This is a genomic window from Pedobacter sp. UYEF25 (genome assembly GCF_054061655.1).
On record NZ_JBSSEL010000038.1, the window covers coordinates 1 to 12192 of the forward strand.

Annotated in this window: 12 protein-coding genes; 5 read left to right on the top strand and 7 right to left on the bottom strand. The window is 39.4% G+C overall.

The features are described from left to right. Positions 1-221: 221 nt before the first annotated feature. Entirely contained in the window at positions 222-1493 is a 1272-nt protein-coding gene (gene glyA / locus ACVWYG_RS18950) for a serine hydroxymethyltransferase (RefSeq protein WP_457272590.1), read from the top strand. Positions 1494-1834: 341 nt separating this feature from the next. Here glyA and ACVWYG_RS18955 read toward each other — a convergent pair whose 3' ends face one another. From ACVWYG_RS18955 to ACVWYG_RS18985, 7 genes are read right to left on the bottom strand one after another with little or no spacing between them, the layout of a single operon-like run. Beyond that, a complete protein-coding gene (locus tag ACVWYG_RS18955; protein WP_457272592.1) occupies positions 1835-2314 on the bottom strand; it encodes a 4'-phosphopantetheinyl transferase family protein in 480 nt (159 codons plus the stop codon). Continuing rightward, complete coding sequence (locus ACVWYG_RS18960) at positions 2292-2555, bottom strand: acyl carrier protein (protein WP_457272594.1); 264 nt, start codon at positions 2553-2555, stop codon at positions 2292-2294. Before ACVWYG_RS18960 ends, ACVWYG_RS18955 begins: the two co-directional genes overlap by 23 nt. Next, complete coding sequence (locus tag ACVWYG_RS18965; RefSeq protein WP_457272596.1) at positions 2548-3825, bottom strand: beta-ketoacyl-[acyl-carrier-protein] synthase family protein; 1278 nt, start codon at positions 3823-3825, stop codon at positions 2548-2550. Before ACVWYG_RS18965 ends, ACVWYG_RS18960 begins: the two co-directional genes overlap by 8 nt. A gap of 6 nt (positions 3826-3831) precedes the next feature. Beyond that, complete coding sequence (locus ACVWYG_RS18970) at positions 3832-4260, bottom strand: 3-hydroxyacyl-ACP dehydratase FabZ family protein (RefSeq protein WP_457272598.1); 429 nt, start codon at positions 4258-4260, stop codon at positions 3832-3834. 1 nt (position 4261) lies between these two features. Further along, entirely contained in the window at positions 4262-5326 is a 1065-nt protein-coding gene (locus ACVWYG_RS18975; protein WP_457272600.1) for a type III polyketide synthase, read from the bottom strand. Next, the gene (locus ACVWYG_RS18980) at positions 5323-6039 is read right to left on the bottom strand and encodes a methyltransferase domain-containing protein (RefSeq protein WP_457272601.1); all 717 of its coding nucleotides are present in this window, start codon (positions 6037-6039) and stop codon (positions 5323-5325) included. Before ACVWYG_RS18980 ends, ACVWYG_RS18975 begins: the two co-directional genes overlap by 4 nt. After that, positions 6023-7165 (bottom strand): NAD(P)/FAD-dependent oxidoreductase, encoded by a 1143-nt coding sequence (locus tag ACVWYG_RS18985; protein WP_457272603.1) that lies wholly within the window; start codon positions 7163-7165, stop codon positions 6023-6025. The genes ACVWYG_RS18980 and ACVWYG_RS18985 overlap by 17 nt, the downstream gene beginning before the upstream one ends. Positions 7166-7272: 107 nt before the next feature. On the opposite strand from ACVWYG_RS18985, the gene ACVWYG_RS18990 reads away from it, so the two are divergent. From ACVWYG_RS18990 to ACVWYG_RS19005, 4 genes are read left to right on the top strand one after another with little or no spacing between them, the layout of a single operon-like run. Continuing rightward, a complete protein-coding gene (locus ACVWYG_RS18990) occupies positions 7273-7839 on the top strand; it encodes a hypothetical protein (RefSeq protein ID WP_457272605.1) in 567 nt (188 codons plus the stop codon). Positions 7840-7843: 4 nt separating this feature from the next. Next, positions 7844-8908: a tetraacyldisaccharide 4'-kinase gene (gene lpxK / locus ACVWYG_RS18995; protein WP_457272607.1), complete on the top strand. Its 1065-nt coding sequence runs from the start codon at positions 7844-7846 to the stop codon at positions 8906-8908. Further along, positions 8880-9695, top strand: a complete 816-nt coding sequence (locus ACVWYG_RS19000) for a purine-nucleoside phosphorylase (protein WP_457272609.1) — start codon at positions 8880-8882, stop codon at positions 9693-9695. Before lpxK ends, ACVWYG_RS19000 begins: the two co-directional genes overlap by 29 nt. Before the next feature lies 1 nt (position 9696). Further along, on the top strand, positions 9697-11697 hold the full coding sequence (locus ACVWYG_RS19005; RefSeq protein ID WP_457272611.1) for a putative porin: 2001 nt from the start codon (positions 9697-9699) through the stop codon (positions 11695-11697). Positions 11698-12192: the final 495 nt, after the last annotated feature.

Below are 12192 nucleotides of genomic sequence, written 5' to 3' on the forward strand. Positions count from 1 at the left end.
CTCAACATTATCGATCTAAATTAAATCTTAAAGAGTTTTTTAATAATTTGGGCGTTCCCCTGAAGAGGGTCGCGCTTTACGTTCCAATCTTTTTGTTCGTTCCTCACAAAAAGGATTTCCTCTGCAATCGCTAACCGCAAATTTTGCGACTCAACTCGTCGATCTAATTTTTTAAATCCAAAGATTAATTGATTACTTTTGCACAAAAAATACCCATCTACATGAAACGTGATACCAAAATCTTCGACCTGATTGACAAAGAATTAAACCGCCAAGAACATGGTTTGGAGCTTATTGCATCGGAAAACTTTGTGAGTAAGCAGGTTATGGAAGCTGCTGGATCTTGTTTAACCAATAAATACGCCGAAGGTTTACCCGGAAAACGCTATTATGGGGGTTGCCAAGTGGTAGATGACGTAGAGCAAATCGCCATTGACAGGGCAAAAGAGTTGTTTGGAGCGGAATGGGTAAATGTGCAGCCGCATTCTGGTGCACAGGCAAATTCTGCAGTGATGTTGGCCATTCTTGAAGCTGGAGATAAAATTCTCGGTTTCGATCTTTCTCATGGAGGTCACTTAACGCATGGCTCTCCTGTAAATTTTTCTGGAAAATTATATGAGCCATTTTTTTACGGTGTGGTAAAGGAAACAGGATTAATCGACTATAAAAAGCTAGAAGAAGTTGCTTTGGCTGAAAAACCAAAACTGATTATCTGTGGTGCCTCTGCTTATTCTAGAGAATGGGATTACAAATTTATACGTGAGGTGGCAGATAAAATAGGTGCTTTGGTATTGGCAGATATCTCGCATCCTGCAGGTTTAATTGCAAAGGGTTTGTTGGCAAATCCATTGCCGTATTGCCACATTGTAACGACAACTACCCACAAAACCTTACGTGGTCCACGTGGTGGAATGATTATGATGGGTAAAGATTTTGAGAACCCTTGGGGGCTCAAAACGCCAAAAGGCGAAGTGAGGATGATGAGCCATTTGCTGGACATGGGCGTGTTTCCGGGAACTCAAGGTGGCCCCTTAGAACACATTATTGCTGCAAAAGCCATTGCTTTTGGCGAAGCCTTGACAGATGAATATGGAATTTATATTAAGCAAGTTGCCGTAAATGCCCAGGCCATGGCGAAAGCATTTGTAAATCGTGGCTATAAAATTATTTCTGGTGGCACAGACAATCATTTGATGCTCATCGACTTGAGAAGCAAAAACGTAACAGGCAAGGTTGCCGAAAAAGCATTGGAAATGGCCGACATTACCGTAAATAAAAATATGGTGCCTTTTGACGACAAATCTCCTTTTGTAACTTCGGGAATAAGAATCGGAACAGCAGCCATTACCACAAGAGGGTTTAAAGAAACCGAAATGGACGAAATCGTTTCATTAATAGACAGGGTAATTTCAGATCCAACCAATGAGCAAGAAATTGAAAGCGTTAAACAAGAGGTTTTGAAACTTGCCGCACGTTTTCCTTTATATAAATAAGCATTGAGAGGTTATCTGGTTTCAGTAGCTTTAACTTTTTGTCTGAATCAGGATTTTTAAGATTTAAGGATTTTTTTTTTGACGGCATAATTTCCACCCCTAGTCAGTTTTAAAACAGGGATGGAAATTAAATTTTAGTACAGGAAAGAGGTCGGCAAAAATTTGCCCACAGGGCCGCAGCGATCGCGAAGTAATGCTACAGCGCGGCTGTTGGCCAAATAATTATCTACATATATCTTGTCTGCATACTGATTTCAGGATGGCTCGCGCACAGCCAAGGAATTCAATCGACAGAATAATGACGAAATAAGTTTCTCAAAAACTGCAAGTTGGAAGCATTTTCAGCAAAAATCTACCAAGGCCAAATAGTTGCCGTGGTGGCTGATACTCTTGGGATTTAAAGCGTGATAGTCGAAGCTTTTTGCGCCCCCGCAATAAATATTAGTTTTAGTATTCCGCAGATCTTGCTCATTCAAAGCAGCGGTGCTATGAATGTAGTTTAATGTACTAGTGGTTTTTGTAAAGTAGACTTCGTTATTAATTCTTACCCGACCTGAGGCGGAGCCTACTTCCGCAAGGAGACAAAAAATGAGGCCCGGTTCGAAAGTTCTGATGCCCGTTTGTCTGTTGTAAATTTTATAGGCTGCTTCTTTTAAGCTCCATAATTTCCATACATATTCATCTGGTTGTGCTGCGCTAAAAATTTGTCGCTGTTCTTCTTGGTTGAAAATTTTAGCTAAAAAACCCTTCCTCCTCCAATTGCTTTGAACATTTGCCAATGCTAAATCGACAATGTCATTACCCAGCATCCTTCTCAGCAAGCTTCTTTTCTATAATTTCTTCGGTAGCCTTTACGTTAAGCATTTTGGACATAGAATCATTGTCGATTTCAATTCCAAATTTCTCCTCAATGTCTAAAATGACATCCACTAAATTGGCAGAATTGATTTTTAAATCGGTCAAGAAATCTGTGTTTTCATCTATGTGTTGTACTGCAGCCTTATCTTCTGCGTAGGGTGTTACAATTTCTTTAAGCGCTTCTAACAACTCTATTCTATTCATTTGGGTATTTTTTTAAGATTAAACAGGCATTTACATCGCCAAATCCAAAACTCGCCTTGGCTAATATAGAAAAATCTTTCCTCAACAGTCGTTGAGGAATCTTTTCTGTGTCAATTAAATCGATAATCTCTGGATGTAAATCTTCGCAATTGATATTTGGAAAAATAAATCCTTCATAAAGTTGTAGCACGGAGGCCACACATTCAATACTTCCGGCGCCACTAATGCAGTGTCCAATCATTCCTTTTATAGAGTTAATAAATGGAAAATTCTCTCTATCTCTTTCTAAAGCTTGCTTCCAGTTCAGCACCTCCAATCCGTCCTTCGAGGTAGCGGTTAAATGCCCATTGATCACTTCTACGTCTTTGGGAGTTATTTGAGCACTTTCCAGTGCTTTTGTAATGCACCGCTTTACGGCTGTCGGATTTGGAGCCGTCATGCTTCCCAGCCCACGCTGTCCGCCGGAATTTATATGCCCGCCTAAAATTTCCCCATATATTTTTGCACCTCTAGCCAATGCAGTGTCCAGATCTTCTAAAACCAATGCACCAGCGCCTGCGCTTGGAATAAAACCTTTGGCAGTAGCACTAAACGGCCTACTTGCCTGCTCAGGATTTTCATTGAATTGATAAGGACAAATCTTCATGGCGTCAAAGCCTCCCCAAATGTATGGGCCGCTATCGCTCGTGCTTCCAGCTAAAATTCTGTTTGCAGTACCCAGTTTAATTCTTTCATAAGCCATAATAACACTTTCCGTACCGGTTGCGCAAGCAGAAGAATTGGTTAAAATTTGGTTGCCCAAACCAATTTTCCCCGCAATAAATGCGCTTACAGCCCCGTTCATCACCTGACCAACAACAGAACTGCCAATTTTTCTAACCTCGAGCGCATCAATTTTATTCATCGCCCACCTAAACTTATCGATGCCGGAAGTGCCCGTTCCGAAAGAGATTCCGCTGTCCCAAAAGGGCTCCTCCTTTTCTGCAAAGGTTAAGCCTGCATGTGCCCAGGCATCCAACGCAGCAACTACCCCATAAATAATTCCTGTTGCGTCTAAATTTCTTCGTTCTAATGCATTAAAATATCGAGCTATTCGTTCTTCGGAGAGTACTGGTTTTCCTGCAATCTGACAAGAAAAACCGAGTGCCGCTAGATCTGGCTGATGACGGATTCCTGAAATGCCATGTTTAAGGGCATGATTAAATGCTGCCAATGTGTTACCGTTTGGCGAAACAACCCCCAAACCTGTTATAACGACTCTCCTTTCCATCTAATGTTACAAAATCATTCCGGCAATCTCGCCCCTACACACCACTTCGCCACTTACGTTTTCCATCCGTACCCTGCATTTGAGCTTTCTAAATCTAAAATAGATTTTTTCGCTGATAACAGTTACTGTCTCCTCGGGAAAAACCGGTTTCAAAAAATCAATGGATGTATTTGTCATCGCTATAGACAAATTAGCATCACTCTGCTCACCCAATAAGAAAACACCAAGGCAAACAAGTCCAATTTGTGCCATGGTCTCAGTCAAAATAACGGCAGGTGTGACAGGATTATTTTTAAAATGACCTTTATAAAAATCGGCTTCTGCTAAGTAGGTATAGCAACCAACAACGCCATCTTCATTAACCGAATGCAGCGAGTCTACGAATAAAAAAGGCACTGAATAAGGAAGTTTTTCTAAAATTTCATTGATAGTCATATCACCATTGCAATAAAACCCGCTGTGCAGAAAAGCCAGGGCCAAAGCTCAACATCAAACCTTTTTCGCCTTTAGCAGGTTTTCTATCCATAAACCGTTCTAATACATACAACACAGTTGCGCTGCTCATGTTGCCAAATAACCTTAACACTTCCTTGGTATCGTTTATGTTTTTTCCAAGCTCGCCAAACAGTCCTTCTACCATTTGCACTATCTTTTTGCCTCCGGGATGAAAAATTAGGTGGTCTATGTCTTTAATGCTTAAGCTATTCTTGGCGAGAAATGGATGAATAATCGCTGGAAAATGCGCTTCGATGGTTTCTGGAACAGCGACATCTAACACCATCTTCAAACCCGCATTGGTCATCTTGAAACCCATCATCTGTTCTGCATCGTAAAAATGATACATCTCTTCAGCTAAAATTTCGGGCCCCTCATCATCACTGTTCGAACTCAACAACACGCAAGCCGCGCCATCACCAAAAATAGCGGCGCTCACAATATTGGCCATCGAAAAATCATCAAGTTGAAAAGTGGCTGTTGGCGATTCTACTGCGATTACCGCAGCTCTTTTACCAGGGTTGGCTTTTAAAAAATTTTTGGCGTAAATAATGCCCGAAACCCCGGCAGCACAACCCATTTCTGTAACAGGAAGTCTGACCACATCTTGCCTCAATTTCAAGCTATTGATCAAATACGCGTCCAAAGATGGGATCATAATTCCAGTACAACTTACGGTAATCAAAAAATCGATGTCGGCAGGTTGCCAGTCGGCTTTTTTCAATGCCTCAGACAAGCAAGCAGAACCGAGCTTTATGCCCTCACGAATGTAAATGTCGTTCCTTTCTTCGAAGGATAAATCGCTAAACACCATTATAGGATCCATAAAGGAAAATCTTTTATCTACGGCGGCATTTTCAAATATCTTCTTTACTTTGCGTTTGAATCGATCTTCCTGACCATCTAACCAAACATCCAAGAAAGGCAAAATGTCTGCAGTTTCGCGGCTAAATTCCGGAAGGGCTTTGGCTACTGCCTTAATTTTTACGCCATCTGTGCGCTTCATACTTGTGCTGTGTTTATGATCCATTGGTAACGAAATGCCCACTTCCAGTTTATGGTAAAATTTTTTAATTTAAGTATTGTCGAGTATCTCTGTAAATCGTCGCGTTTGAAACCTCTTAAAATGGAGGTCAATCCATCTTGTTTAGACATGCTATTTAGCTTAAATACGTAGCAAAGTGCAGTAAATAACCTATAAGCAGTAGCGCTACGTTGCAAATCATTTACAACTAAACCCATTTTGGCAGTTCCTTTATAATGGCTTAACAGGTTAACAATATCTTCATCGATAAAGTGGTGCAATGTTAAAGTTAAAAGTACGATATCGCAACTGATCGGGTTTTCTAAATGCTTAAAAATATCTTTACACGCATAGCTGATGGAATCAAATTCTTTGGAAAGCGCTTCGGCGTGGGCAATGGTAAAAGGATTGGCATCAATCCCCACAAGCTCGAACTTTAAGTTATTTTTATTAGCATAACGGGCTAGCGCACGCAACATGTCTCCATTTCCACAACCTACATCTATTATTTTAATGGTTCCTTTAACTCTATTTCCAATGAGTTTTTTAACACCAGCTAACGTTACCTTATTTCCACCTAACAACTGATTTATACTCGCAATTTTATCTAGCGCATCCCTCAATTCTTCTCCTTCCAAAGAAAAATCGTCCATAATCTCGTCGTCTTTACTTCTAGTTTTAGTGTTTATCGCCATAGATTGGAATCGGTTTACCGTGGGTATGCTTAATAATTTGTTTCAATAAAAAAGGAAAATGGGCCAAGCTAGATAACGCTAAACTTGCTGCAACGGGGTTATCTAAAATCTTTGAAATAAAACGGCCAAGTTTGATTCTCAGTCCGAAAATTTGATTCCATTTTTTACTATAAAGGTCTTCTAATGCTTGCCGAGATTTAATTTTACCAGCTGTAAACGCACCAATGAATTCACTCGCAATTTTTGCACTATGAATTGCCATTGCCATTCCGTTACCGCAGAGCGGATGAATGAGACCCGCAGTGTCGCCAATCATCAACATATGGTTTTCTACATTCCTCTTGTCACTAAACGAAATCTGGCCTATGCTGATCGGCTCCTCAAAAACGATGCTGCTTTTATCTAAAATTGCCTTTAAATGCGGATTTTTCTTAAGAACCTGATCTTGGTAAGCGTGAATATTCTTGAATTTTTTGAAGCTTTTGTAGTTGGCAAGGTAACAAATATTGATCACGTTTTGTTCTACTTTGGAAACGCCACAATAGCCCCCTTCAAAATTATGTAGCGCTACCAGATGATCGTCAAACTCCCCATTATAATGTGCTTTAACGGCCAAAAATGGCGCCTTTTGCTTGGTAAAAGCACGTTGGGTTTTTACATCTAAGTTGGCCCGTTTCCCAAAGGCACCCAACACATGTGTTGCTGTAATTAAGTTACTTCCAACTAAGGCGACCGTAAAGTGATCTTCACTAAAAGTAACTTCTTCAACGGTGTCTTTTACTACAGAAACTCCTCGCTGCGTTAGCTGCTGATAAAGAAAATGGTCCAGTGTGAACCTACTAATGCCAAAGCCACCTTGAGGTAAACTACAATTCGCAGTTTTTCCCTTTTGGGTGCTTATCTGAAATTTATTTATATCCGTAGGATTCAGCACAGAGATGTCTAGGTCTAGCCATTTTAAATAAGGCAAAACCTCATTAGAAATGTATTCGCCACATACTTTGTGGTTGGGATAGGATTCTTTTTCTATAACGGCAACGCCAATACCTAATTTGTTAAGATGGAGTGCAGCGGTTAAACCGGCAAGGCCGCCCCCAACTATCAAAACAGTATAATCGACAGACATATTTGAAAGCGCTTTAAGCGTTGATAACAAGATTTTGCTCCATATTGTTTAATTTTAACCAAAATTAGAAATTAAAACATTAGCCATACGATCAACTTCGGCTATTTATGGAGAATTTTGCGCACATAAAAACAGTTATAGGAATTATTCTTGGATTGAGCATCACTCATTCCCTGAAAGGTGCTATAAAAATTATAGAACATCCTACAAAAATAAAACCCTATTGGGTGCAATTGCTTTGGGGTTTTTACATGTTTTTGGCAACAGTTTATTTTTGGTGGTTTGAAATTCACTTGGCTGAGGTTGCCGACTGGAATTTTTTCAAATACTTATTTATAATCACCTATACCATCATTTATTATATTTTAGCGGTGATGTTGTTTCCGGAAGATACGAGCGACTATACAGATTATAAGAATTATTTTTTTTATCGAAAGACATGGTTTTTCGCTTTTTTGGCTGCGCTTTTTGTCTTCGATTTTTTCGATACCTACATTAAAGGCGCAAATTATATGTATCGCATCGAAGTACCATACCTCGTTCGGGGCGTATTCCATATCGCGCTCTGTGTCCTCGGAATGAAAACTGGGAATAAAACCGTGCAAGCTGCTTTGGTAGTTATTTTCCTTATTTACCAAATTGTGTGGATCTGTACTTATTATTTGAACGGTTAAGAAAATGCTTTTTTTAAATAAACTTCGGATTTTATTGATGCCATTTTCTTTGGTTTATTGGCTTGTTATTTTTGCAAGAAATAAATGTTACGATTGGAAGCTGTTAAAAAGCGAGTCTTTCGATTTCCCGATCATCTGTGTGGGAAATTTGGCCGTTGGCGGTTCTGGAAAAACGCCTACCACAGAATATTTAATCAGTTTGCTAAAAGGTTACAAAATCGCAACATTAAGTCGTGGTTATGGGAGAAAAACCAAAGGCTTTATGGTTGCAAATGACACGTCCACTGCAGAAACCATTGGAGACGAGCCGTTACAATATCATCACAAATTTAAAGGCATAACTGTAGCGGTTTGTGAGGATAGGGTAAAAGGCGTAGAGGAACTGATTCCAAATCATGACGTAATTATTTTAGACGATGCATTTCAGCATCGACGCCTCCAGGCTGGTTTAAACATTCTGTTATTCGAATTTACCAAGTTGAGGATGCCCCAATTTATGTTGCCTGCCGGCGATTTAAGAGATGTTTTCGCTGCGCGAAAGAGAGCCGATTTACTTATGGTAAGCAAAACCCCAATTTCCTTCTCTACGCTCGAAAAGCAAAAAGATTTAACCATGCTTCAGGGGGGCAACAAGCAAGCGATCGTTCATTCTTTTTTGAAGTATGGACCGCTTATCTCTATTTATGGTGAAGAAATCCATCAATTAGATTTTATAGCAACTGCCGATGTATTTCTATTAACGGGAATCGCAAATCCAAGCCCTCTAATTGCCGAATTAACTCGAAAAGGCGCCAAACTACACCTCCATCAATACCCAGACCATCATACTTTCAAGCAAAATGAAATAGAAAAGCTGATCGCAGATTTCATGAAGATAGCCGCTGGAAAAAAGTTAATTGTCACAACAGAAAAAGATTGTCAGCGTTTAAAGACAATTGCATTTAAAAATTTACTGGTAAATTTACCCGCATATTATATACCGATAGAAATAGATTTGCTTGCGACAGATAAAGGTATATTTGATGAAACTATTTTAGCATATGTTAAGAGCCATACAAGAAACCGTTGAATACATAAAAATAAAGACTGAAAATTTTAAACCCGAAGTGGGTATTATTTTAGGTACAGGTTTGGGGGATTTGGTAAATAGCATTCAGGTAGAATACCAATTAATGTATGCCAACATCCCAAATTTCCCGATTTCTACACTTGAGTTTCATAGCGGAAAGTTAATTTTCGGAAAATTAAATGGTAAAAACATCGTGGCAATGCAAGGTCGTTTGCATTATTACGAGGGCTACAGCATGCAACAGATTACCTTTCCAATTAGGGTATTAAAAGGTTTGGGAATACAAAACTTGTTCGTGTCTAATGCCGCAGGAGCTTTAAATCCAACATATAGAAAAGGTGATCTAATGATTATTTCAGACCACATCAATCTGCAGCCAGACAATCCTTTACGCGGATTAAATGAAAGCGAACTTGGTCCTAGGTTTCCAGATATGAGTGAGCCTTACAAGCGCAGCATCATCGAAAAAGCACTTAATGTAGCCAAGAATGTAGATGTTATCTGCCACCAAGGTGTTTACGTTGCCGTTACCGGACCAAATTTAGAAACCAAAGCAGAATATAAATATTTACGTTTGATAGGTGCCGACGCTGTGGGCATGAGTACTGTGCCAGAAGTGGTAGTGGCAAACCATGCAGGAATTCCGGTTTTTGCGCTATCCGTTCTTACAGATGAGGGTTTTGCAGAAGACCTACAACCCTTTAGCCTGACTGATATTTTAGAGACAGCAGCCAAGGCAGAACCAAAAATGACCGAAATTTTAACCGGCTTAATTGCGATCCTTTAATATGCACCATATTTTTAAATTTTGCCTGTTTTTGCTCTTATGTACTGCTGTTGGCAACGCGTTTGCGCAAGATTTAAAAACCTCCATCAACGACAAAACAGCCCAAGATTCTCTCAGAAAAAAATTAGACAACGGCAAGGATTCTGTAATCTTCACAGCGAAATACATTCGTTACACAAAGCTGTCGCTCACTAAAGACAGTGTAATTTTGCTGCCCCTTGATACTTCTTTAGTCAACGTCCAAAATTTTAGTCCGCTGTTACAGCCCGAACATCCAACTATAAGCAATGGTAATTTGGGTTTAGCCGCCGCACCTTTATTATACGAACCAAGTAAAAGAATTGGTTACGACATTGGCTTTCACGCCTTGGACTATTATGCAGTTACGCCCGAAGACCTTAAGTTTTACGAGGCAAGAACGCAGTTTACAAACCTCTATTTTGTAACTTCCGGGCAGAAAGAGCAGGTTTTTAAAGGAACCCATAGCCAAAACATCAACAAAAACTTAAACATCGGTTTCAACTTTAATAGGGCCGATAATCAAGGGATTTATGCGAAGCAACGGGGCGACAATTTAAATATCGACTTATTTTCTTGGTACAGGTCTCCGAGTAAAAGATATAATTTGTGGGCCGCGGTAATTTTTAACACCATGCGTGCTTATGAAAACGGCTCTTTGGTACAAACAGGTATCTTTGATCCCGGTTACAGTAAAATCTCAAGAGATGCCGAGCAGATTAAGCTGAGTACCGCGCAAAATCTTTATCGAAAAAACACGGTTTTTTTAAAGCAGACCTATTATGTTGGTCGGATAGATTCTGCTGCAGATGAAGACAATGCCGCTTTACCAACCAATAAGATTGCTTATACACTTAATTATAACAACGACAGTTATAGTTTTAGTAAAAATGAAGACGATCCATATAATGTGTTGCCCACAGGAATTGCCAGCTCCACCTTTACAAAAGATAGTACCCATGTGCAACACGTAGGTAACGAATTTATGTATAGCTTTTTTTTACGAGGCAAAAATAAATCGGTTGTAAAAAATGAGTTAAAAATCGACGCAGGCATCAGGCACGATTTCTACAAGCAAGAATATGCTGGTTTTAAAGACGCCAAAAGTACCTACGAAAGAAGTGAGATGACTTATCAAAACATAACACTTTTAGGTGCAGCCGGCTATAGATTTAGCGACAATATCGATTTGAACCTAAATGTCCAGCAAATTTTGCAAGGAGAAAACACGGGCGATTTCTTATATGAAGCCAAGAGCAAGATTTTGCTTAGTAAATCGGTTGGACATTTAGAATTGGGCGCATATGCCCAAAACCAATCGCCCGCGCGGTTGTTCAACTATTATCACGGAAACCACTACAAATGGGGGTACAATAATTTTAAAAACACCAAAGTTGCCAATGCATCTTTTAAATATGTAAATGATAAACTTGCCTTCAGCGCAGGTGCAAGCTATTTCCTAACCAGCAATTATCTTTACTTTGCGCAGGATGCAGAAAACCAATCCAATGCCATTCTCCCGAAACAGGCTGGGGCAGACATCAGCTTAATCAAGGTTGAAGTGAGTAAAAAATGGCGTTTCGGCAGTTTTGTGTTAGAGAATTTCTTGGTCTACCAGAAAACGGATCAGAACAATATATTAAGAACGCCAGAATTCTATACTTACAATAGTTTTTATTTGGATAAAACCGTATTCAAAGTTTTAAAAACCAATGTCGGGTTTGACGTTCGTTACAATACAGCCTACGCCAACTATTCGTATTCGCCCGCTACTGGTCAGTATTATGTGGGAGAAAATAATGTTTTTAAAACCACTCCTGTGGTAGATGTCTTTGCAAAAGCCAATCTAAAACGAACCAATATTTTTATAAAATACACTTACGCCAATCAAGGCTTTCCGCTCGCAGGCTATTATACTGTAAACCAATATCCAATGCAAGACTCGATGCTTAAATTTGGTGTAAGTTGGAATTTTTACGACTAATTTTTACGGCATTTCAATATATGAAAAAGCGGGCTTGGGTGGTTTCAATTGAAGATAAGAGTATCAGAATGATTAATATGCTCGATGTCAAATAATCTAAAGAGTTGTTTAATAATTTGGGCGTTCCCCTGAAGAGGGTCGCGCTTTACGTTCCAATCTTTTTTTCGAGGAACGAGCAAAAAGTATCTTCAAGCAATACACACATGCTAGGTCTTGCGCTAACGATGGGAATGGCATCTTTAATTGACACCTTAAAGCCAATTAAAGATACAATGGACAGCGTGTAAAAGCGCCCAACTAAATATCAAACTATTTGAAAAACTAAAATATTTTAGGGTTTTTGGGCGTTCCCCTGAAGAGGGTCGCGCTTTACGTTCCAATCTTTTTGCTCGTTCCTCACAAAAAGTATCCATGTAATTAATAGGCTTTAGTTAGAGAAGTAGTCAAAAGTGCTACAATAAATGAATTAATTTTATACTCTAAACTAAAGCCAAT